General features: G+C 67.8%; 15 protein-coding genes and 2 pseudogenes. 11 read left to right on the top strand and 6 right to left on the bottom strand.

Annotated features, from left to right (window positions below; translation table 11 throughout):
• Positions 1–27: 27 nt before the first annotated feature.
• A complete protein-coding gene (locus DTA15_RS12735; protein WP_006484428.1) occupies positions 28–906 on the bottom strand; it encodes a MurR/RpiR family transcriptional regulator in 879 nt (292 codons plus the stop codon).
• A 374-nt stretch (positions 907–1,280) separates the two neighbouring features.
• On the opposite strand from DTA15_RS12735, the gene ggt reads away from it, so the two are divergent.
• Positions 1,281–3,032 (top strand): gamma-glutamyltransferase, encoded by a 1,752-nt coding sequence (gene ggt, locus DTA15_RS12730; protein ID WP_006484432.1) that lies wholly within the window; start codon positions 1,281–1,283, stop codon positions 3,030–3,032.
• Between the two features lie 180 nt (positions 3,033–3,212).
• Positions 3,213–4,541: a dicarboxylate/amino acid:cation symporter gene (locus DTA15_RS12725; RefSeq protein WP_012493448.1), complete on the top strand. Its 1,329-nt coding sequence runs from the start codon at positions 3,213–3,215 to the stop codon at positions 4,539–4,541.
• Positions 4,542–4,544: 3 nt separating this feature from the next.
• Here the strand turns inward: DTA15_RS12725 and DTA15_RS12720 are convergent.
• A pseudogene (locus tag DTA15_RS12720) lies at positions 4,545–4,760 on the bottom strand (DUF3331 domain-containing protein); the annotation flags it as partial.
• 78 nt (positions 4,761–4,838) lie between these two features.
• Here DTA15_RS12720 and DTA15_RS12715 point away from each other — a divergent pair.
• Together DTA15_RS12715 and DTA15_RS12710 are read left to right on the top strand one after the other, a co-directional pair.
• Positions 4,839–5,968 (top strand): IS3-like element ISBcen15 family transposase gene (locus DTA15_RS12715; RefSeq protein WP_085964349.1). Its coding sequence is split into 2 segments (ribosomal slippage): positions 4,839–5,091 and positions 5,091–5,968, totalling 1,131 coding nucleotides; the frame shifts between segments, so codons are not numbered across the junction.
• A 28-nt stretch (positions 5,969–5,996) separates the two neighbouring features.
• Positions 5,997–6,404: pseudogene (locus DTA15_RS12710) on the top strand (TetR/AcrR family transcriptional regulator); the annotation flags it as partial.
• A gap of 22 nt (positions 6,405–6,426) precedes the next feature.
• On the opposite strand, the gene DTA15_RS12705 reads toward DTA15_RS12710, so the two are convergent.
• Entirely contained in the window at positions 6,427–7,338 is a 912-nt protein-coding gene (locus DTA15_RS12705) for a LysR family transcriptional regulator (protein ID WP_006484425.1), read from the bottom strand.
• A gap of 108 nt (positions 7,339–7,446) precedes the next feature.
• Here DTA15_RS12705 and DTA15_RS12700 point away from each other — a divergent pair, with 108 nt between their 5' ends.
• Positions 7,447–8,208 (top strand): SDR family NAD(P)-dependent oxidoreductase, encoded by a 762-nt coding sequence (locus DTA15_RS12700; protein WP_006496892.1) that lies wholly within the window; start codon positions 7,447–7,449, stop codon positions 8,206–8,208.
• Between the two features lie 24 nt (positions 8,209–8,232).
• On the opposite strand, the gene soxR is transcribed toward DTA15_RS12700, so the two are convergent.
• The gene (soxR, locus tag DTA15_RS12695) at positions 8,233–8,712 is read right to left on the bottom strand and encodes a redox-sensitive transcriptional activator SoxR (RefSeq protein ID WP_006485131.1); all 480 of its coding nucleotides are present in this window, start codon (positions 8,710–8,712) and stop codon (positions 8,233–8,235) included.
• Between the two features lie 79 nt (positions 8,713–8,791).
• On the opposite strand from soxR, the gene DTA15_RS12690 reads away from it, so the two are divergent.
• The 3 genes from DTA15_RS12690 to DTA15_RS12680 are packed head-to-tail and all read left to right on the top strand — an operon-like array spanning position 8,792 to position 14,695.
• Positions 8,792–9,988: an efflux RND transporter periplasmic adaptor subunit gene (locus tag DTA15_RS12690; RefSeq protein WP_006485134.1), complete on the top strand. Its 1,197-nt coding sequence runs from the start codon at positions 8,792–8,794 to the stop codon at positions 9,986–9,988.
• Positions 9,989–10,001: 13 nt separating this feature from the next.
• Positions 10,002–13,175 carry an efflux RND transporter permease subunit gene (locus tag DTA15_RS12685; RefSeq protein ID WP_006485132.1) on the top strand — a complete coding sequence of 1,058 codons (3,174 nt, stop codon included), beginning with the start codon at positions 10,002–10,004 and terminating at the stop codon, positions 13,173–13,175.
• On the top strand, positions 13,172–14,695 hold the full coding sequence (locus tag DTA15_RS12680) for an efflux transporter outer membrane subunit (protein ID WP_012493447.1): 1,524 nt from the start codon (positions 13,172–13,174) through the stop codon (positions 14,693–14,695). The genes DTA15_RS12685 and DTA15_RS12680 overlap by 4 nt, the downstream gene beginning before the upstream one ends.
• A 51-nt stretch (positions 14,696–14,746) precedes the next feature.
• Here DTA15_RS12680 and aceE read toward each other — a convergent pair whose 3' ends face one another.
• Positions 14,747–17,431: a pyruvate dehydrogenase (acetyl-transferring), homodimeric type gene (gene aceE / locus DTA15_RS12675; protein ID WP_006485424.1), complete on the bottom strand. Its 2,685-nt coding sequence runs from the start codon at positions 17,429–17,431 to the stop codon at positions 14,747–14,749.
• Between the two features lie 173 nt (positions 17,432–17,604).
• Here aceE and DTA15_RS12670 point away from each other — a divergent pair, with 173 nt between their 5' ends.
• Positions 17,605–18,060, top strand: a complete 456-nt coding sequence (locus tag DTA15_RS12670) for a MarR family winged helix-turn-helix transcriptional regulator (protein ID WP_006485425.1) — start codon at positions 17,605–17,607, stop codon at positions 18,058–18,060.
• A 16-nt stretch (positions 18,061–18,076) separates the two neighbouring features.
• Here DTA15_RS12670 and DTA15_RS12665 read toward each other — a convergent pair whose 3' ends face one another.
• Positions 18,077–19,189, bottom strand: coding sequence for a transketolase-like TK C-terminal-containing protein (locus DTA15_RS12665; RefSeq protein ID WP_012493446.1), 1,113 nt, complete (start codon positions 19,187–19,189; stop codon positions 18,077–18,079).
• A 105-nt stretch (positions 19,190–19,294) separates the two neighbouring features.
• Here DTA15_RS12665 and DTA15_RS12660 point away from each other — a divergent pair, with 105 nt between their 5' ends.
• Positions 19,295–19,942, top strand: a complete 648-nt coding sequence (locus tag DTA15_RS12660) for a glutathione S-transferase family protein (protein ID WP_006486025.1) — start codon at positions 19,295–19,297, stop codon at positions 19,940–19,942.
• Between the two features lie 202 nt (positions 19,943–20,144).
• Entirely contained in the window at positions 20,145–21,662 is a 1,518-nt protein-coding gene (locus DTA15_RS12655; protein WP_006486042.1) for a purine-cytosine permease family protein, read from the top strand.
• The last annotated feature ends 81 nt before the right edge of the window (positions 21,663–21,743 follow it).

Below are 21,743 nucleotides of genomic sequence, written 5' to 3'. Positions count from 1 at the left end.
CCCCTGCCGGCGGAGGGTGACGCGTCGTCACTCCGGCAAATCCCGCCGGCTCACATCCCACTCGATCCCGCCCGCATTGAGCTGCTCGATCTTCTCCATCCGCTGCCGCGCCAGTTCCGGCAGCCGGTTCGTCACACCGATCACCAGCGCTTCGGCGAGCGCCAGCGCCGGCACGTTGGTCTGCAGCATCGCGAAAGGGCGGCCCTGGATGCGCAGCACGATCTCCGCGAACTCGCCGATCGGCGAGCGCCATTCGTCGGTGATCAGCAGGATTCGCGCGCCGAGTTGGTGCGCGGCCTGCGCGAAGCGGATGCTGTCCTTCTGGTAACGGCGAAAATCGAAGATCACGAGTACGTCGTTGCGCCCCATGTCGGCCAGCGCGACGGACGCGAGATTCACGTTCGGCTCGACGTACTGCACGTGCGGCCGCGCATAGGCCAGCGTGAACGAGAACAGCGACGCAAGCGGCGCCGTATAGCGCCCGCCGCCGCAGAAGACGCGCACGTCCGGATCGGCCAGCACCGCCACGGCTGCGTCGAACGCGGCCGCGTCGAGCCCGTCGATCGTCGTCGCGAGCGATTCGGACAGCCGCTGGAAAATCGCCGCGTGACTGTCGCGCATGCCCGTTTCCGAGTGGAACGCATCCATCCGCGCGAGCGGTGAATTCATCGCGGTGTCGATCTCGTCGTGCAGCGCCTGCTGGAACGACGAGTAGTTCGGAAAACCGATCCGGACGACGAAGCGGAACACGGTCGGGTCGCTGACTTCCGCCTGCTTCGCAACCTGCGCGATGGGGCCCAGCCCCAGACTGGGATAGCGATCCAGCAACGCCTGCGCGACCTTCTGTTCCGACGGCGTGAAGCTATCCATTTGGGATAACAGCAACGCCCTGATGCTCGTCCCCATCGGCACTCCGGCTCTCTATCTGAATTGAATGACCCAATGAAACGGCAGACGGGCGTCTGCCGGCAACTGCACGCATGTTAGCCGATCGAGGGGCGGCAGGCCGCGTGCGGTTTCAAATTAGAGGGACGGATCACCTGCCCAGACGATATGTTCATATATGTAATAAATCAAACATACGCCACCCGATGTATCTCGGATGCTTCGTTTTAAATTCAGTGGTTACCCTAGGTTTTGGTACAAAAAAGCGAATGATATGATCGCGGCCTCATTGAAATGTATCGTTTATTACATGTCGAATCGGCAGCGTCGACCAACCAATTGCGCGGTCGACGCATCCCGGCATGGCCCGGTTTATTCGTCTGGAGGATTCCGTCATGAGGCGGCTCGTAGTACTCACCCTGTTGTCGGCGATGAGCGTGTGCGCGTTCGCCGCGTCGGACCCGGCGGTCGAAGCGAAGAACGGCATGGTCGTGTCGTCGCAGCACTTCGCATCGCAGATCGGCGTCGACATCCTGAAGGCAGGCGGCAATGCGGTGGACGCGGCAGTGGCCGTCGGCTATGCGCAGGCCGTGACCAACTCGTGCTGCGGCAACATCGGCGGCGGCGGCTTCATGACGATCCACCTGGCCGACGGTCGCGACCGCTTCATCAATTTCCGCGAGACCGCGCCGGCCGCGGCGTCCGCGAACATGTATCTCGATGCGGCGGGCAACGTGATTCCGGACCAGAGCCTGTACGGCTACCGTGCGGTCGGCGTGCCGGGCACGGTGGCCGGCCTCGATCTCGCGCAGCGCAAATACGGGAAGCTGACGCGCCGGCAGGTGATGGCGCCGGCGATCCGGCTCGCGCGCGACGGCTTCGTGCTGACGCGCGGCGATACCGACATCCTCGACACGACGGTCGAGCGCTTCAGGAAGGATCCGGAAGCCGCGCGCATCTTCCTGCGCCCGGACGGCACGGCGCTGCAGCCGGGCGATCGCCTGGTGCAGAAGGATCTGGCGCGCACGCTCGAGCGCATCGCGGAGCAGGGGCCCGACGCGTTCTATCACGGCGAGATCCCGAAGATCGTGGAAGCGGCGGCCAAGCGCGGCGGCGGCGTGATCACGGCGGCCGATTTCGCGTCCTATCGCGCGCAGGACATGGCGCCGCTGACATGCACGTATCGCGGCTACGAGTTCGTGTCGGCGCCGCCGCCGAGCTCGGGCGGCGTGACGATGTGCGAGACGCTGAACATCCTCGAAGGATATGATCTGCGCAAGCTCGGCTACCACTCGGCCGCGGCGGTGCACTACATGACCGAGGCGATGCGCCATGCGTACGAAGATCGCAACACGCTGCTCGGCGATCCGGACTTCATCGACAACCCGATCGCGAAGCTGACGAGCAAGGAGTACGCGGCGCAGATCCGCAAGAGCATCCATGCCGATACGGCGACGCCGTCGGTCGACGTGCAGCCCGGTGTCGGCGTGCACGAGAAGCCGGAAACGACGCATTACTCGATCGTCGACCACGACGGCAATGCGGTGTCGACGACCTACACGGTCAACGGCCGCTTCGGCGCCGTGGTCATCGCGCCGGGCACGGGCTTCTTCCTGAACGACGAGATGGACGACTTCACCGTGAAGGTCGGCGCGCAGAACCTGTTCGGCCTCGTGCAGGGCACGCGCAACTCGATCGCGCCGGGCAAGCGTCCGCTGTCGTCGATGGCGCCGACCATCGTGAAGAAGGACGGCAAGGTGTTCATGGTGGTCGGTTCGCCCGGCGGCTCGCGCATCATCACGATCACGCTGCAGACCGTGCTGAACGTGATCGACTACGGGATGACGCCGCAGGACGCGGTCGCCGCGCCGCGCATCCATCACCAGTGGCTGCCCGACGCGGTCTATTACGAAACCTACGGCCTGTCGCCGGACACGCTCGCGATCCTGCGCAACATGGGCTACAAGATGGTCGAGCAGACGCCGTGGGGCGCCGCCGAGCTGATCATGGTCGGCCTGCCGGGCACCGAAGCGGTGAGCCGCCAGAGTTCCGGGAACGATTCGTCGGTGTCCGGCAACGTGCGCGTCGGCTTCATCTACGGCTACAACGACCCGCGCCGTCCGGCCGGCTCGGCGATCGGCTACTGACGCGATCGCTTCAAGTTGAATCGCTGCCGCCGGCGTTCGCGTTGCCGCGAATGCCGGTGCGGCGGCAAGCGTGTCCGTCAGCGGGCATCCGGCAGCCGCAGCGGCGCGCCCGGTGCGCACCGAGGCACGGCGCGCGCAGCTTTCTTCCGTCAACTCCATCGCCATGCGGCGAATCCCGTCATGAACAAACGAATGTCTGCAGCAGGGTGGATCCTGCTCGCGATGGCAGCCGGCATCCTGATCGGCTACCTGATCTTTACGCAGCTTCCCGACAAGCAATCGGCCGCGGAAATCGCCGGCTACATCTCGCTCGTGTCCGACGTGTTCCTGCGGCTGATCAAGATGGTGATCGGCCCGCTGGTGTTCTCGACGCTCGTCGTCGGCATCGCGCACATGGGCGATGCGTCGTCGGTCGGGCGCGTGTTCGTGAAGGCGCTCGGCTGGTTCGTCACCGCGTCGCTGATCTCGTTGCTGCTGGGGCTGCTGATGGCGAACCTGCTGCGACCCGGCGAGAACCTCGGGCTGCCGCTGCCGGACATCGGCGCGTCCGCGCATCTCGCGACGTCCAAGTTCACGCTGAAGGATTTCGTCGGCCACATGGTGCCGAAGTCGATCGCCGAGGCGATGGCGAACAACGAGATCCTGCAGATCGTCGTGTTCTCGATGTTCTTCGGCGTCGCGCTCGCCGCACTCGGCGAGCGCGGCAAGATCCTGGTCGCCGCGATCGACCAGCTCGCGCACGTGATGCTGAAGATCACCGGCTACGTGATGAAGCTCGCGCCGCTCGCGGTGATGGCCGCGATGGCGTCGACCGTCGCGATCAACGGGTTGTCGATCCTGCTGAAGTTCGCGGTGTTCATGGGCGACTTCTACGCGAGCCTCGTGCTGCTGTGGGCCACGCTCGTCACGGCCGGGCTGCTGTTCCTCGGTCGCCGCGTGTTCAAGCTGCTCGTGCTGATCAAGGAAGCGTTCATGCTGTCGTTCGCGACCGCGAGCTCGGAAGCCGCGTATCCGAAGATCCTCGACGCGCTCGACCGGTTCGGCGTGCGCCGCAAGATCTCGAGCTTCGTGATGCCGATGGGCTATTCGTTCAACCTCGACGGCTCGATGATGTACTGCACGTTCGCGACGCTGTTCATCGCGCAGGCGTACGACATCCACCTGTCGCTCGGCACGCAGGTCACGATGCTGCTGATCCTGATGCTGACGTCGAAGGGGATGGCCGGCGTGCCGCGCGCGTCGCTCGTCGTGATCGCGGCGACGCTGCACCAGTTCAACATCCCGGAAGCCGGGCTGCTGCTGATTCTCGGTGTCGACACGTTCCTCGACATGGGCCGCTCGGCCACCAATGCGGTGGGCAACTCGATCGCCAGCGCGGTGGTCGCGAAGTGGGAAGGCGAGCTGATGTCGGAGTCGGAAGCGCACGCGCATGCCGCGCATCTCGATGCCGAACTCGAACGGCAGAACGGCGACCCGGCCTATGGCGCCGGTCAGGCCACGTCGACCTGACGGTCAGGCCGCGAGCGCTTCGTCGATGCACGCCGCGAGCACCATCGCGGCGGCGTTGCCCGGCGTCGAGCCGAGCAGTTGCGGCGCGTAGACGCTGTCGCCGATCTCGATCGCGCGCCCCGACAGCGCGCACACGCCGCGCTTGCGCGTCGTGAACAGGCGCCACTTCTGGTAGCCGTAATGCCCGGTGCATGCATCGCACCACGAAATCATCACTGACCCTAGCCCACAAAACTGTCCCATTTGAAAGTGGAAAATTCCGGCATGACGTTGTCATCGAGACCAGGAGGTCATGCCGTGAAGAAGAGCAAGTTCACCGAAGAGCAGATCGCATACGCGCTGAAGCAGGCCGAGCTGGGTACGCCTGTCGCGGAGGTCTGCCGCAAGATGGGGATCAGCGACGCGACGTTTTACAACTGGCGGACGAAGTACGGCGGGCTGTCACCCTCGGAACTGCGCCGGCTGAAGCAGCTTGAGGAAGAGAACGCGAAGCTCAAGCGGCTCGTGGCCGATCTGTCGCTGGACAAGGCCATGCTGCAGGATGTGCTGTCAAAAAAGCTCTGAAGCCTTCCCGGCGCCGTGATCTGGTCACGGACTTGATGCAGCGTTTCGGCGCGAGCCAGCGGCAAACCTGCGCATTGTTGCAGTTGTCCCGCACGGTCTACCGTTACGAATCGGTCGCGCGGGATCAAAGCGCGCTGGAGATGCGCATCAAGGAGATCACGGAAGTGCGGGTGCATTATGGTGCGCCCCGCGTGTACGTGATGCTTCGCCGGGAAGGCTGGCGAGACAACCATAAACGCGTCGAACGCGTGTATCGGGAACTGGGGCTTTCGTTGCGCCACAAACGACCTCGACGGAACAAGTCGGCCCGGCGCCGGCAGCCAAAGCAGTCAGTGAGCGCAATCAACGAAATCTGGAGTATGGATTTTGTCGCTGACGCGCTGTTTGATGGTCGACGCTTGCGCACGCTCACGATCGTGGACAACTACACGAGAGAATGCCTAGCGATTGAAGTCGACGGTTCATTGCGTGGCGAGCACGTTGTCGCCGCGCTGACCCGGCTTGCGCAGCATCGTCCGCTTCCCCGCTATATCAAGGCAGACAATGGCAGCGAGTTCATTTCGAAGACGCTCGACAAATGGGCGTACGAGAACGGCGTGGAGATTGACTTCTCGCGTCCTGGCAAGCCGACCGACAACGCGAAGAATGAATCATTCAACGGACGCTTTCGGGAGGAATGCCTCAACGCACATTGGTTCTTGTCGCTCGAGGACGCCAGACGCAAAATCGAGGTCTGGCGCGAGTACTATAACGAGGCGCGCCCTCATTCTGCGCTGCAGTGGATGACACCGGCGGAATTCGCCCGCCAGTGCACCGATCGGGCCGATCCGGCCCGCCCCGAAGAGCCGGAATTTTCCAACTAAGACCGGGACGGAAATTGGGCCAGCCTCAGCCGAACCGATGTTCGACGCGCTGCGTGCGTTGCGCACGTCGCCGCTGCCGCATCGCGACCGCGTGCGGCGCGCGCTCGAGCTGTGCGTCGATCACGAATTCGCGGAACCGGATATCGGCATGTTCTTCTCGACCGCGGCGACGGAGGAAGGCGGGCGGCTCGATCGGCTGCAGGAACGGATCGTGCGCCCGTATCACGACGCGATGTTTCCGCTGCTGGCGGACGCGGTCGAGGCCGGCACGATCCGGCCGGTCGATCCGAACGTGCTGTTCTTCATGATCGCGAGCGCGATCGGCACGACGGTGTCGTACAGCCACATGATGCTGGAGTTCACGTCGTTGCCGACGCGGCCGGAGGCGTTCCGGCAGGCCGTGCTCGGCGTCGCGTTCAACCTCATCGGCGACTGAGCGCCGCGCGCGACGCGCGCGGTCACGTCGCGGCGACCAGCCCGAGTTCGCGCACCGCGTTGCGCGCGCTCTCGCGCAGCGCGTCGACGAGCGGCGACGGCGTGCGGTACGCGAGCGCCAGTTCGTATGCGAGCGGGCTGCCCGCATCCTTCAGTTCGCAGAACGTAATGCCTTGCGGCTGCATCGGCACGAACAGGCGCGGCATCAGCGCGACGCCGATGCCGCCCGCGACGAGCCCGGCCGTCGTCTGCATCTGGCGCGGCTGCTGGACCACCCGCGGCGCGAAGCCCGCCTGCGCGCACGCCGTCACGATCAGCGCATGCATGCCGGGCCCGTGGTGCGCGGCGAACATGACCCACGGTTCGTCCGCCAGCTCGGCCAGCGCGATGCGGCGGCGGCGCGCGAGCCGGTGGCCGTCGGGCAGCGCGGCGACCATCCGGTCGCGCAGCAGCGGTTCGACGTGCACGTCGCCGGCATCGGCTACCGGCAGCACGACGAGGCCGGCGTCGGTGCGGTCCTGACGCAGCGCGAGCACCTGCTCGGCGGTCGTGCCTTCGTCGAGCTGGAAATCGACGTTTGGATGCCGTTCCTGGAATGCCCGCAGGATCAGCGGCAACAGCGCGTTGACGGTGCTGTCGACGAAGCGCAGCCGCAGCGTGCCGCCGAGGCCGGCGCCCGCGCGGCGCGCCACGGCCACCGCGCGCTCGGCCTGTTCGAGCGTGCGCCGTGCTTCGAGCAGGAAGGCTTCGCCGGCCGGCGTGAGCCGCGAGCCGCGGTTGTCGCGTTCGAGCAACGCGACGCCCACTTCGTCCTCGAGCTTGCGGATCGCCGCGCTGAGCGGCGGCTGGGCCATGTGCAGCCGCTCGGCCGCGCGCCGGAAACTGAGCGTTTCGGCGACCGCGATGAATTGCCGGAATTGGCGCAGATCGATCATGCGATACCTTCCATGTATCAGTAGATCATCGAATTCGTATTTTACCTATCACCCTGCGTTACCGAGAATGGGGTTGTCATCCACCATCGAGATTCGGGAGGGCAGGTCATGACCGGCAATCAACAGCAGCGAACGGCGATCGTCACGGGCGGGTCGAGCGGGATCGGCTTCGCGATCGCGCACCGGCTGGTGCAGGACGGGTATCGCGTCGCGATCGTCGGGCGCGACGGGGCGCGGCTGGCGGCGGCCGTCGCGCGTCTCGGCGGCGCGGCGATCGGGCAGGCCGGCGACCTCGGCGTGCGGCGCGAAGCGGAAGCGGCGGTCGCTGCGATCGTCGCGCGCTGGCCGCGCATCGACGTGCTGGTCAACAACGCGGGGCTGACCGGGCGCGTCGGCGCGGATACCGAAGCGGCCGAGGCCGAGTCCGTCTGGGACGCGGTGCTCGACGCGAACCTGAAAAGCCTGTTCCTGACGACGATGGCCGTGCTGCCGCACCTGGCCGAGCACGCGGCGCGCATCGTCAACATCGGCTCGATCGCGGCGCGCGCCGGCAGCCTGTTGCCGGGCGGCCTTGCGTATGCGGCCGCGAAGGCCGGCGTCGAAGGCTTCACCGTCGCGCTGGCACGCGAACTCGGGCCGCGCGGCGCGACGGTCAATACGGTCGCGCCCGGCTATATCGCGGATACGCGTTTCTTCGGCGACGGCGGGGTCGCGCCGGCCATCGCGGCGACGATCCGCGAGCAGACGCCGGTCGGCCGCGCGGGGCAGCCGGACGACATCGCGGACGCGGTCGCGTGGCTCGCCGGGCCGCGCGCGTCGTTCGTCACGGGCGCGACGATCGCGGTGAACGGCGGCTGGCGCGTCGGGTGATGCAGCGCGTGCCCGGCCGGCGCGTCATTCGCAATCGGTCGGCGGCTTGTCGCCGAGCCAGCGCCGCGCGCCGGGCCCGTTGCGGCCCGCGCGGTCTTCCGGGTTGGTCAGCTTGCAGCGTTTCAGCGACAGGCAGCCGCAGCCGATGCATTCGTCGAGGTTGATGTAGAGTCGCTGCAGTTCCTCGATCCGGCTCGCGACGCGCTGCTTCCAGCCGCGCGACAGCCGCTGCCAGTCCTTGTTGCTCGGCGCGGTGTCCTCGGGCAGGCTGACGAGCTGCTCGGCGATTTCGTCGAGCGAATAGCCGATCTTCTGCGCGAACACGATGAACGCGATCAGCCGCAGCACCGCGCGCGAATAGTGGCGATGGCTCGAGCCGTTGCGGTGCGACTTGATCAACCCGCGCGTCTCGTAGAAACGCAGCGTCGACGCCGGCACGCCGCTGCGCGCGGCCACTTCGCGGATCGACATCAGCGGCCATTGCGGGGTTTCCTGGATACCCATGACGCCCTCCGGGAAAGCTTGACTTGAAGTTAACTTCAACTTTTATGCTACGCGGCAGTTTAACCCGTCGCGAGGCATCATGCTCTCCTTTTCCCTACGCAGGACGTCGCCTTTGGGCGCGGCTTGCGCCCTGTTGCTGGCGTTGTCGGGCTGTCACGACGGCAAAGGCACATCGTCGGCTCATCCCCTTCCCGAAGTCGGCGTCGCCACCGTTGCGCCACGCACCATCCGCCTCGCGGACGAATTTAACGGGCGCGTCGAAGCGGTCGACGCGGTCGAACTGCGGCCGCGCGTCAGCGGCTATCTGCAGCGCGTCGCGTACAAGGAGGGCGATGTGGTCGCGCAGGGCGCGCTGCTGTTCGAGATCGATCCGCGCCCGTACCGGATCGCGCTCGATCGCGCGAATGCGCAGCAGCAGCGCGCGCGTGCGGCCGCGAGCCTCGCGAACGTGCAGCTCAAGCGCGTGCAGACGCTGATCGATGCGCATGCGACGTCGCAGGAAGAACTCGACAACGCGCGCGCCGCCGCCGAGCAGGCGCGCGCCGATCTGCAGGCGGCCGATGCGGCCGTGGCCGACGCGAAGCTCAATCTCGGCTTCACCGAAGTGCGCGCGCCGATCGCGGGCCGTGTCGGCCGCGCGGTCGCGACCGTCGGCAACCTCGCACGCGCGGACGACACGCTGCTGACGACCGTCGTGTCGCAGGACCCCGTCTACGTGTATTTCGATTGCGACGAGCAGAGCTACCTGCGCTACAACGCGCGGCGCGCCGATCCGAAGCATCGCGCGATCGGCGCCGATCCGGTGCGCGTCGGCCTCGCGAACGAAACGGGCTTTCCGCATGCGGGCACCGTCGATTTCCTCGACAACCGGCTCGATCCGCAAACCGGCACGATCCGCGCCCGCGTGCGGCTGCCGAATGCGGACCATACGTTTACGCCGGGCCTGTATGCGCGCGTGCAGCTCGTCAGCGGCCGCGACCAGGATGCATTGCTGGTCGACGACAAGGCCGTGCTGACCGACCAGGACCGCAAGTACGTCTACGTGATCGGCCCCGGCGACAAGGCGTTGCGCCGTGACGTGACGATCGGCCGCGAGTTCGACGGCGAGCGGATCGTCGAGAAGGGGCTGCAGTCGGGCGACCGCGTGGTGGTCGACGGCGTGCAGCGCATCTACTATCCGGGCGCGCAGGTCAAGCCGAAGGCGCTGCCCGCGCGCGCCGACGCGGGCAACGCCACGCAGGCGGTCGCCGATGCCGGCGCGCCTGCCGCGCAATGACGGGAGCGAGACGATGGATTTCTCCCGTTTCTTCATCGACCGGCCGATCTTCGCGGTCGTGCTCTCGATCGTCATCTTCGCGCTCGGCCTGATCTCGATTCCGATGCTGCCGGCCGGCGAATACCCGGAAGTCGTGCCGCCGAGCGTCGTCGTGCGTGCCACGTACCCCGGCGCGAACCCGAAGGAAATCGCCGAGTCGGTCGCCGAACCGCTGGAAGAGGCGATCAACGGCGTCGAAGGCATCATGTACATGAAGTCGGTCGCCGGGTCGGACGGCAGCCTGCAGGTCGTCGTCACGTTCCTGCAGGGCGTCGATCCCGACACGGCCGCCGTGCGCGTGCAGAACCGCGTGAGCCAGGCGCTGTCGCGCCTGCCCGACGAGGTGCGGCAGTACGGCGTGACCACGCAGAAGCAGTCGCCCACGCCGCTGATGTACGTGAGCCTCTATTCGCCGGACAACAGCCGCGATTCGCTGTACCTGCGTAATTACCTGACGCTGCACGTGAAGGACGAGCTGTCGCGGCTCACCGGCATCGGCGACGTCGGCGTGTACGGCTCCGGCAACTACGCGATGCGGCTGTGGCTCGACCCGAACCGGCTCGCGTCGCGCGGGTTGACCGCGAGCGACGTGATCGCGGCCGTGCGCGAGCAGAACGTGCAGGTGTCGGCCGGCCAGCTCGGCGCGGAGCCGTCGCCGAAGAAAAACGACTTCCTCGTGTCGATCAACGTGCGCGGCCGCCTGCGCACGGTGCAGGAATTCGGCGACATCGTGCTGCGCAACGGCGACGACGGCCAGGTGGTGAAGCTGTCCGACGTCGCGCGCATCGAGCTCGGCGCGGGCGACTACACGCTGCGCTCGTATTTCAACGACAAGCATTCGGCCGTGGTCGGCATCTTCCTGTCGCCGGGCGCGAATGCGCTGGACGTCGCGAAGGCCGTGTACGCGAAGCTCGACGAGCTGTCGAAGCGCTTCCCGCCCGGCGTCGCGTACCGCCCCGTGTGGGACCCGACGGTGTTCGTGCGCGAATCGATCCGCGCGGTGCAGCACACGCTGGTCGAGGCCGTGGTGCTGGTCGTGCTCGTCGTGATCCTGTTTCTGCAGACCTGGCGCGCGTCGATCATTCCGCTCGTCGCGGTGCCGGTGTCGGTGGTCGGCACGTTCGCGTGGCTCTACCTGCTCGGCTATTCGATCAATACGCTCACGCTGTTCGGGCTCGTGCTCGCGATCGGCATCGTCGTCGACGATGCGATCGTGGTCGTCGAGAACGTCGAGCGCAACATCGCGCAGGGGTTGAGCCCGCGCGATGCCGCGCACCAGGCGATGCGCGAGGTGTCGGGGCCGATCGTCGCGATCGCGCTCGTGCTGTGCGCGGTGTTCGTGCCGATGGCGTTCATGTCGGGCGTCACCGGCCAGTTCTACAAGCAGTTCGCGGTGACGATCGCGATCTCGACGGTGATCTCCGCGATCAACTCGCTGACGCTGTCGCCCGCGCTCGCGGCGAAGCTGCTGCGTCCGCACGGCGCGCCGAAGGATGCGTTGACGCGCGGGCTCGATCGCGCATTCGGCTGGCTGTTTCATCCGTTCAACCGCTTCTTCGAGCGCAGTTCCGACCGCTACCACGGCGTCGTCGGGCGCACGCTGAAGCGGCGCGGCGTGGTGTTCGCCGTCTATGCGGCGCTGCTTGCGGCGACCGCGCTGCTGTTCAACGCGGTGCCGGGCGGCTTCATCCCGGTGCAGGACAAGCTATACCTGTTCGCGGGCGCGAAGCTGCCGGAAGGCGCATCGCTCGCGCGCACCAGCGCGGTGACCGAGCAGATGACGAAGATCGCGCTCGGCACCGACGGCGTCGAGATGGTGCCGGCGTTCGCGGGGCTGAACGCGCTGCAGGGCGTGAACACGCCGAACATCACGAACTCGTACGTGATCCTCAAGCCGTTCGACCAGCGTCACCGCAGTGCCGCGCAGATCAACGCGGACCTGAACGCGCGCTTCGCGGCGATCGACGGCGGCATTACCTATGCGCTGATGCCGCCGCCGATCCAGGGCCTCGGCAACGGCTCCGGCTACTCGCTGTACCTGGAGGATCGCGGCGGGCTCGGCTACGGCGAATTGCAGAAGGCGCTCGGCGCGTTCCAGGCCGCGGTCGCGAAGACGCCGGGGATGAGCTATCCCGTCAGCTCGTACCAGGCGAACATTCCGCAGCTCGAGGTGAAGGTCGACCGGCTGAAGGCCAAGGCGCAGGGCGTCGCGCTGACCGATCTGTTCAATACGTTGCAGGTGTATCTCGGCTCGATGTACGTGAACGACTTCAACGTGTTCGGCCGCGTGTATCGCGTGATGGCGCAGGCGGACGCCGGCCACCGGCAGACGGCCGCCGACATCGCGAACCTGCGCACACGCAACGCGAAGGGCGAGATGGTACCGATCGGCTCGATGGTGACGGTCGGGCCCGCGTACGGCCCCGACCCGGTGGTCCGCTACAACGGCTATCCGGCCGCCGACCTGATCGGCGACGCCGATCCGAAGATGATGTCGTCGTCGCAGGCGATCGCGAAGCTGCAGCAGATCGCGAAGGAGGTGCTGCCGCCGGGCATCACGCTCGAATGGACCGACCTCAGCTATCAGCAGGTCACGCAGAGCAACGCGGCGATCGTCGTGTTCCCGCTCGCGGTGATGCTGGTGTTCCTGGTGCTTGCGTCGCTGTACGAGAGCTGGACGCTGCCGCTCGCGGTGATCCTGATCGTGCCCGTGTGCATGTGCGCGGCGCTGTTCGGCGTGTGGCTGTCCGGCGGCGACAACAACGTGTTCGTGCAGGTCGGCCTTGTCGTGCTGATGGGGCTTGCGTGCAAGAACGCGATCCTGATCGTCGAATTCGCGCGCGAACTCGAGATCCAGGGCAAGGGCGTGGTCGAAGCCGCGCTCGAGGCGTGCAAGCTGCGGCTGCGTCCGATCGTGATGACGTCGGTCGCGTTCATCGCGGGCTCGGTGCCGCTGCTGATCGGCAGCGGCGCGGGCAGCGAGGTGCGGGCGGCCACCGGCATCACCGTGTTCGCCGGGATGCTGGGCGTCACGCTGTTCGGGCTGTTCCTGACGCCCGTGTTCTATGTGGCGATCCGCAAGCTCGCGGGCGGCACGCCGGCCGTCTGGAGCGAACAGCACGGCACCCTCGAAGGAGAAAACCGATGAGCGCCGCGTTCCGTCTTTCCGCGCTCGCGATGTCGGTGACGCTCGCCGCATGCGCGGTGGGTCCCGATTTCAAACGGCCCGACACCGCCACCGCCGCGCGGTTCGCGCGCGACGCCCACCCGGCGACGCAGCACGATGCGGCGCCGGCCGATACGGCGCCCGAGACGCCGCCCGACGCGTCGGCTGCCGCCGATGCCACGTTCTGGCGCGGGTTCGGCGATCCGACGCTGACGCAGTTGATCGATGCCGCGCTCGCCGCGAACCAGGACCTGCAGGTCGCCGTATCGCGCTACGACGCATCGAATGCGCTGCTGTCGCAGGCCACGTTCGACCGCTATCCGACGATTACCGCGAGCGGCCAGATCGGCCATCGGCTGATGAGCAAGGACCAGGCGTTCGGTGCGCCGCGCAGCCAGCGCGATGCGCCGACGTCGAGCATCGGCATCAATGCCGCGTGGGAACTCGACCTGTTCGGCCGGGTGCGCCGCTCGATCGAGTCGCAGCGCGCGGAAACGGCGGCCAGCGCGGCCGACGTGCGCGCGGTGCGCGTCGCGATCGCGGGCGAGGTCGCGAGCACGTACGTCGATCTGCGCGGCTCGCAGGAGCGCTTGCGGATCGCCCGCGAGAACGCCGACAACCAGAAGCAGACGCTCGCGCTGATCAATGCGCGCGTCGGCGCGGGACGCGGCTCCGAACTGGATGCGGCGCGCGCGCGTGCGCAGTACGAATCGACGACCTCGCGGATCGCCGTGTACGAAGCCGCGATCGGCGTCGACGAGCATCGGCTCGCGGTGCTGACCGGGCAGACGCCGGATGCGCTGATCGGCCGGTTCGACCTGCCGGGGACGGCCGCGTCGACCGGCACGCCGGTGCTGCTGCCGGCGCTCGCGGCCGACATCGATCCCGGCGCGCCGGGCGAACTGCTGCGCCGCCGGCCCGATGTCGCGGCCGCCGAGGCGCGGCTGCATGCGGCGACCGCGCGCGTCGGCGTCGCGACCGCCGACCTGTTCCCGCGCTTTACGCTGTCGGGGCTGCTCGGCAGCGCGACGAGCAGCTACGGGTTCTTTCGCGCGGGCAGCGACACGAACCTGATCGCGCTCGGCATCGACTGGTCGTTCCTCGACGTCGGCCGCGTGCGCGCACGGATCGCCGCGAGCGACGCGGAAGCGGCCGGCCAGCTTGCGCAGTACCGGCAGACCGTGCTCGGCGCGCTGGAGGAAACCGAGAACGCGCTGCTGCGTGTCGCCCGCACGCGCGACGAGACCGCGCACCTCGTGCGCGCGGCCGACGACAGCGCGCGCGCCGCGCAGCTCGCGCAGGCCCGGTTCTCGGCCGGCGCGATCGACTACTACGAAGTGCTCGACGCGCAGCGGACGCTGCTGCAGGCGCAGGACGCGGCGGCCGACGGGCGGATGCGCAGCGCGGCATCGACGGTCGCGCTGTACAAGGCGCTCGCGGGCGGCTGGCCGTCGGGCACGGGGCAGGGCGCGCCCGGTCCGCTCGCGCGGTCGGGGCAGTAGCGCCGGCGGCGCGGCAGGCCGATGCGATGCAGCCTGCCGCGCGCCGCATGACTACACGGTGGCCGGATCGACCTTGTCGATATCGATGCCGTAACGCCGGATCGCTTCGCCGACGCGAACCCGTTCGATCACGCCGTCGTCGGCGAGCGCCTTCAGCGCGGCGATCACGATGAAGTGCCGGTCGACCTCGAAGAACGTGCGCAGCGCCTCGCGCGTATCCGAGCGGCCGAAGCCGTCGGTGCCGAGCGACACGAAGCGGCGACCGTCGACGAACGCCCGGATCTGGTCGCCGACGATCTTCATGTAGTCGGTCGCGACGACCACCGGCCCCGCGCGGCCGTCGAGGCATTGCTGCACGTACGGCACGCGCGGCGCCGCGTCCGGATGCAGCAGGTTCCAGCGTTCCGCGGCGAGCCCGTCGCGGCGCAGCTCGGTCAGGCTCGTCGCGCTCCAGACGTCGCTCGACACGCCGAAGTCCTGCGCGAGCAGGTCGCTCGCGGCAAGCGTTTCGCGCAGGATCGCGCCGCTGCCCATCAACTGCACGCGCGGCGCGTCGGCCGCGTGCGGCGGGCCGTCGCGCAGCAGGTAGAGCCCCTTCAGGATGCCGGTTTCCGCACCGTCGGGCAGCGCCGGATGCGGATAGTTCTCGTTGAGCAGCGTGATGTAGTAGTAGACGTCCTCCTGCTCCGCGAACATCCGCCGCAACCCGTCGCGCACGATCACCGCGAGTTCGTACGCATAGGTCGGGTCGTACGACACGCAGTTCGGAATCACCGACGACAGCACGTGGCTGTGCCCGTCGTTGTGCTGCAGCCCTTCGCCCATCAGCGTCGTGCGGCCCGACGTCGCGCCGAGCAGGAAGCCGCGCGTGCGCGCGTCGCCGGCGGCCCACGCGAGATCGCCGACCCGCTGCAGCCCGAACATCGAATAGAAGATGTAGAACGGGATCGCCGGCAACCCGTGGTTGCTGTACGCGGTGCCGGCCGCGATCCACGACGCGATCGCGCCCGATTCGTTGATCCCTTCCTGCAGGATCTGCCCGTCCTTCGCTTCCTTGTAGTAGCTGAGCTGGCCCGCGTCCTGCGGCGTATAGAGCTGGCCGAGATGCGAATGGATGCCGATCTGGCGGAACAGGCCCTCCATCCCGAACGTGCGCGACTCGTCCGGCACGATCGGCACGACCAGCTTGCCGAGCTGCGGGTCCTTCAGCAGCGTGCCGAGGATGCGCACGAACGCCATCGTCGTCGACAAGCCGCGCTCGCCGGTGTCCTTCAGTTGCGCGTCGAATGCGGCGAGCGGCGGCGTCGGCAGCGGCGCGACCGCGTGGAAGCGGGCCGGCACGTGGCCGCCGAGCGCGGCGCGGCGTTCCGCGAAATAGCGTGCCTCGGCACTGCCCGGTTCCGGCTTCAGGTAAGGCAGCGCGTCGAGCTGCGCGTCGCTGACCGGCAGCGCGAAGCGGTCGCGGAATGCACGTACCGCATCCGCGCTCATCTTCTTCAACTGATGGTTCACGTTCTGGCCTTCGCCGGCTTCGCCCATCCCGAAGCCCTTGACCGTCTTCGCGAGCACGACGGTCGGCCGGCCGTCGGCGCGCATCGCCTGCGCATAGGCCGCATGCACCTTCTCCGGATCGTGGCCGCCGCGCGCCAGTTTCCAGATGTCGTCGTCGGACAGGTCGGCGACCAGATCGAGCAGTTCGGGGTACTTACCGAAGAAATGCTCGCGCACGTAGGCGCCGCTTTGCGACTTGAAGGTCTGGTAGTCGCCATCCACGCATTCCATCATGCGCTGGCGCAGCAGGCCCGTCGTGTCGCGTTCGAGCAGGCGATCCCAGCCGCCGCCCCAGATCACCTTGACGACGTTCCAGCCGGCCGCGCGGAACGTGCCCTCGAGTTCCTGGATGACCTTGCCGTTGCCGCGCACGGGGCCGTCGAGGCGCTGCAGGTTGCAGTTGACGACGAAGATCAGGTTGTCGAGCCGCTCGCGCCCGGCCAGCGAGATCGCCGCGAGCGATTCTGGCTGGTCCATTTCGCCGTCGCCGAGAAACGCCCACACCTTGCGGCCCTGATGCGCCTTCAGCCCGCGATATTCGAGGTAGCGCATGAAACGCGCCTGATACGCGGCCGTGAGCGGCCCGAGCCCCATCGACACGGTCGGGAACTGCCAGAAATCGGGCATCAGGCGCGGATGCGGATACGACGACAGTCCGTCGCGGCCGGCTTCGCGGCCGGTCTCGCGGCGGAAATGGTCGAGCTGCGCGTCGGTGATGCGGCCTTCCAGGTACGCGCGGCCATAGATGCCGGGCGCCGAGTGGCCCTGGATGTAGACCATGTCGCCGTCGAACGTATCGGTGCGGCCGCGGAAGAAGTGGTCGAAGCCGACGTCGTACAGCACGGCCGCCGACTGGTAGGTCGCGATGTGGCCGCCGACGTTCGAATGCCGGCCGGCGCGCAGCACCATCACCATCGCGTTCCAGCGAATCATCGCGTTCAGCCGCCGCTCGAGCGCGAGATCGCCCGGGTAGGCCGGCTGCCGCTCGCGCGGCACCGTGTTCACGTACGCGGTCGTCACGCGGCCGTGCAGGTCGCCATGCCGGGCCGCGTCGAGATCGGCGAGCTGGTCGAGCAGATAGTGCGCGCGCGGACGGCCTTCGAGCGCGATCACGGATTCGAGCGCATCGAGCCATTCGCGGGTTTCCTGCGGATCGATGTCGGGTAACGCGAGAGGTGCGGTCATGCAATGTCTCCAGAAGCATCAGGCAGCGCGCAGCGACGGTCGTGGCGCCGCGTCGCGCGACGAAACGCCCGCCGGTTGGCGGGCAAGTAGTTGCAATTGCAATCGTATGACGGGCATTGTTATCGAGGTAAAATTTAATTGCAACTGCAATTCAACGAAAGGAACGACCTGACATGAGCGCACCCGAACCCGATCTGTGGTTCTCGTTCGTCCGCGCGCACCGGACGATGATTCGCGAGATCGAGCGCCGCCTTGCGGCGGCCGGCCTGCCCGCGTACGCGTGGTACGACGCGCTGTGGGGGCTCGAAAGCGGGCCCGACGGCACGCGCCGCATGCACGAACTCGCCGACGTGCTCGCGATCGAGCGCTACAACCTCACGCGGCTCGTCGATCGGCTCGAACAGGATGGGCTCGTCACGCGCGCGCGGTCGGCCGACGATGGCCGCGCGGCGTTTGCGAGCATCACCGACAAGGGGCGGACGCTGCGCAAGAAGATGTGGAAGGTGTACCAGTCGACGGTCGCGGAGCTGTTTCTCGACCAGTTCACCGGCAAGGAGCAGGCGACGATGGCCGCCGCGCTCGATCGCGCGACCGCCGCCGCGCGCGACGCGGCGGCCGACGCGAAGTAACGGCGTCCGGCGCGCATCAGCTGCGCGCATGGCCGCGCATCGCCTGCGCGGCCCAGTCGGCCGGCACGCGGCCATCGTCGGCCAGCAGGCGCAGCGCGACCGCGACGATCCAGCGCGCTGTCGGCGCGCGTGCGCCGGGCCCGGCCGAATCCGCGCCGAGCGCCGTGAAGCGGGCCGGCACGAACGCACCGATCTGCGCGGCAATGTGCCGTGCATAGCCGGTCACCGCGAGCACCGGCGTGCCGCCTTCGCCGAGGCAGGCCCGCACGTGCGGAACGCGCGGGGCGTCATGCGGATGCAGCAGGCTCCAGCGTTCGGCCGCGCGACCGTCGCGCGCGAGCTGCGTATAGCTCGGGCAGCTCCAGATCGTCGAGTCGATTCGCCATTCGTCGTGCAGCAGGTCGGCCGCTTCCCTGACCTGCGCGAGCGTGCTGCCCGCGCCGCACAGCCGGATATGCGCTGCCGCGCCGGCGGCGGCACGCCGGCCGGCCCGCACCATGCCGTTGAACGCGTCGCGGGCGGCCGACGCCGACAGCGGCTTCGCATCGGGCTCGCAGTCGTCATGGCTCGCGAGATAGACGAAGCCAGGCTGGCCGGCGACGTACAGCGTGCGCAGCGCGTGGCGCAGGATCGCGATCGCTTCGTGTCCCGACGCCGGATCGTACGGCGTGCACGCGGCGTTCGCGGCGAGCCAGTGCGGGACGTCGGGCGTCACGCCCTTCGGCCATGACGATGCGGCCGTTTCCGCGTCGTTCACGAAGATCCCGCGATCAACGGTTTCGATCGACGCGAGCCGCAACCGGTCGATCGCGCGCGCATGCAGCAGGTACAACAGCGGCCGCTCGAAGCGCTTGCCCGGATCGAGAAACCGCAGCGGCCACGCACTGATGTGGCGATGCGCGTGCGTGCCGGAAACCGGCTCGCGCGCATCGGCGCGGACGATCCACACGCGCTTCGACGTCGCCGCATCGCGTTCGAGACACTCGGCGGCTGCCCGCATCGCGCCGAGCGGTGAGACCGCCGCGCCCGGCGGCACGAGCCGCCGCGTGGTCAGCCGTTCGAGGCAGGCCGCCGCGGCGCGGCGGGTATCGGGCGTCCGCACGGGCGGACCGGATCGCGCAGTCTGCATGTCCCTCCTTCGAGTACTGGCATGGCGCCGGCGTCATCGATTCCGGCATAGGATTGCAATTGCAACGATTGTAGTTGCAACGATAACCCGATGACAAGGACCGACATGACCTCGACGCACTCCCTCACGTTCTATACGGCCGACACGCCGAACGGGCACAAGATCGCGATCTACCTGGAAGAGGCCGGGCTCGCGCACGATCGCGTGCTGGTGGACCTGTCCGCCGGCGAGCAGCGCAGCCCGGCGTATCTCGCGATCAATCCGAACGGCAAGATCCCGGCCATCGTCGACCACGACACGGGGCTCGCCGTATTCGAATCCGGCGCGATCCTCGGCTATCTCTCCGCCAAGACCGGCTGCCTGCAGCCTGACACGCTGGCCGAGCGCACGGCGGTCCAGCAATGGCTGCATTTCCAGATCGGCGGGATCGGGCCGATGCTCGGCCAGCTGTGGTGGTTCCTGCATGCATCGAAGACGGTCAATGCGGAAGCGATCGACCGCTACCGGAAGGAGGCGCTGCGGCTCTACGGGGTCGTGAACGGCCGCCTGTCGGAATCGGCGTATCTCGCGTCGTCGCGGTATTCGATCGCCGATATCGCCGCGTTCCCGTGGCTGCGCACGGCGGCCGAGCTCGATCTCGACGTGACCGGCTTCCCGCACGTCGAGCGCTGGCTCGCCGAGATCGCCGCGCGGCCGGCCGTGCAACGGGGCCTGATCGCATGCCGCGCGCCGGCCGCCGAGGCGGCGCACTGACGTCGCATCGCCCGCGCCGGATGGACGGCGCGGGCGCCGGCCGCTTGGCCGCCGGGAAAACATTGTTCTCCTTCGTCGTAAACGTCTCGAATGCGTGATATTTGCGCGGCCCGATCCGGTTTAGAGTGGCCGCGAATCGATGACGATGTGTCGTATGGCCGCAGCCCCGGGCCGTACCGACGCACGAGGAGCTGGAGACAAAATGAGTGAAGGCAGGATTACGCAGGTCGAGTCGTTCGGTTTCGAGCGCATTCCCGATGCATCGCGCTATGCGCGGCCGATCGATCTGTTCCGGTTGCTGTTCGGCGGTTGCAATACGTTTTCCACATCGGTGCTCGGCAGCTTTCCCGTGCTGGTCGGCCTGTCGTTCAAGGCGGGCGTCTGCGCGATCGTGCTCGGCGTGCTCGCCGGCACCTGCATCCTCGCGCCGATGAGCCTGTTTGGCCCGCGCAACGGCACCAGCGACCCGGTGTCGTCCGGCGCGCATTTCGGCATCCACGGCCGGATCGTCGGCTCGTTCCTCGCGCTGCTCACGTCGATCGCGTTCTTCTCGCTCGCGGTGTGGAGCTCGGGCGACGCGCTCGTCGGCGGTGCGCACAACCTGGCCGGCGTGCCGGTCAACGGCTTCACGCTCGGCGCCGCGTACCTGGTGTTCGCGGTGCTCGTGCTGATCGTCTGCATCTACGGCTTCCGCTTCATGCTGTGGGTCAACAAGATCGCCGTGTGGGCCGCGAGCGTGCTGTTCGTCGCGGGCCTGTTCGCGTTCGCCGGCCTGTTCGACATGCGCTACGCGGGTACGCTGCAACAGGGCAGCGCGGGCTTCTGGGCCGCGTTCGTCGGTGCGGTGCTGGTCGCGCTGAGCAACCCGGTGTCGTTCGCGTCGACGCTGGGCGACTGGGCGCGCTACATTCCGCAGCACACGCCGAAGCGTCGCGTGATGGGGGCGGTGTTCGCCGCGCAGATCGCGACCTTCGTGCCGTTCTTCTTCGGCCTCGCGACCGCGACGATCATCGCGTCGAAGGCGCCCGCGTTCATCGCGTCGAACGACTACGTCGGCGGATTGCTCGCGATTTCGCCGCGCTGGTTCCTGCTGCCGATGTGCCTGATCGCGATCATCGGCGGGATGTCGACCGGCACGACCGCGCTGTACGGCACGGGCCTCGACGTATCGAGCATGTTCCCGCGGGTCCTGAACCGTGTGCGCGCGACGCTGCTGATCGGCACGATCGCGATCGCGTTCATCTTCGTCGGGCGTTTCTGGTTCAACCTCGTCGAAAGCGTCGCGACGTTCTCGACGCTGATCGACACGTTCAGCTGCCCGTGGATGGCGATCATGGTGATCGGCTACGTGACCCGCCGCGGTTACTATCTCGCCGACGATCTGCAGGTGTTCAATCGCGGGCTGCGCGGTGGCCACTACTGGTTCACGCACGGCTGGAACGTGCGCGCGATGGGCGCGTGGCTGCCGGCCGCGTTCGTCGGGCTCGCGTTCGTGAACCTGCCGGGCCAGTTCGTCGGGCCGCTCGGCAACCTCGCGGGCGGGCTCGACCTGAGCGTGCCGCTGTCGCTGGCGGTCGGCGGGATGCTGTACTTCGCGCTGCTGACGCTGTATCCGGAACCGGACGGCGTGTACGGCCCGCACGGGCGCCGTTTCGTGCGGGGCGGCAAGCGGAAGGCGCGCGAGGTCGGCGCACCGGCGATCCAGCCGAAGGGATACTGATTGCTGGTCGACGGATTGCACCTGATCCGGAAACGACAACGCCGCCGTGCGGGCTCAGCCGCCGGCGGCGTTGTCGTTTGG

This window comes from Burkholderia cenocepacia (genome assembly GCF_900446215.1).
GTDB lineage: Bacteria > Pseudomonadota > Gammaproteobacteria > Burkholderiales > Burkholderiaceae > Burkholderia > Burkholderia cenocepacia.
Note: the sequence above shows the minus strand (reverse complement) of the source record. Positions and strands in the feature narration are given on the sequence as shown.

Coding starts and splice junctions, on each gene's coding strand:
- DTA15_RS12735 (WP_006484428.1), bottom strand. CDS start 906: ATGGGGACGAGCATCAGGGCGTTGCTGTTATCCCAAATGGATAGCTTC.
- ggt (WP_006484432.1), top strand. CDS start 1,281: ATGAGGCGGCTCGTAGTACTCACCCTGTTGTCGGCGATGAGCGTGTGC.
- DTA15_RS12725 (WP_012493448.1), top strand. CDS start 3,213: ATGAACAAACGAATGTCTGCAGCAGGGTGGATCCTGCTCGCGATGGCA.
- DTA15_RS12705 (WP_006484425.1), bottom strand. CDS start 7,338: ATGATCGATCTGCGCCAATTCCGGCAATTCATCGCGGTCGCCGAAACG.
- DTA15_RS12700 (WP_006496892.1), top strand. CDS start 7,447: ATGACCGGCAATCAACAGCAGCGAACGGCGATCGTCACGGGCGGGTCG.
- soxR (WP_006485131.1), bottom strand. CDS start 8,712: ATGGGTATCCAGGAAACCCCGCAATGGCCGCTGATGTCGATCCGCGAA.
- DTA15_RS12690 (WP_006485134.1), top strand. CDS start 8,792: ATGCTCTCCTTTTCCCTACGCAGGACGTCGCCTTTGGGCGCGGCTTGC.
- DTA15_RS12685 (WP_006485132.1), top strand. CDS start 10,002: ATGGATTTCTCCCGTTTCTTCATCGACCGGCCGATCTTCGCGGTCGTG.
- DTA15_RS12680 (WP_012493447.1), top strand. CDS start 13,172: ATGAGCGCCGCGTTCCGTCTTTCCGCGCTCGCGATGTCGGTGACGCTC.
- aceE (WP_006485424.1), bottom strand. CDS start 17,431: ATGACCGCACCTCTCGCGTTACCCGACATCGATCCGCAGGAAACCCGC.
- DTA15_RS12670 (WP_006485425.1), top strand. CDS start 17,605: ATGAGCGCACCCGAACCCGATCTGTGGTTCTCGTTCGTCCGCGCGCAC.
- DTA15_RS12665 (WP_012493446.1), bottom strand. CDS start 19,189: ATGCAGACTGCGCGATCCGGTCCGCCCGTGCGGACGCCCGATACCCGC.
- DTA15_RS12660 (WP_006486025.1), top strand. CDS start 19,295: ATGACCTCGACGCACTCCCTCACGTTCTATACGGCCGACACGCCGAAC.
- DTA15_RS12655 (WP_006486042.1), top strand. CDS start 20,145: ATGAGTGAAGGCAGGATTACGCAGGTCGAGTCGTTCGGTTTCGAGCGC.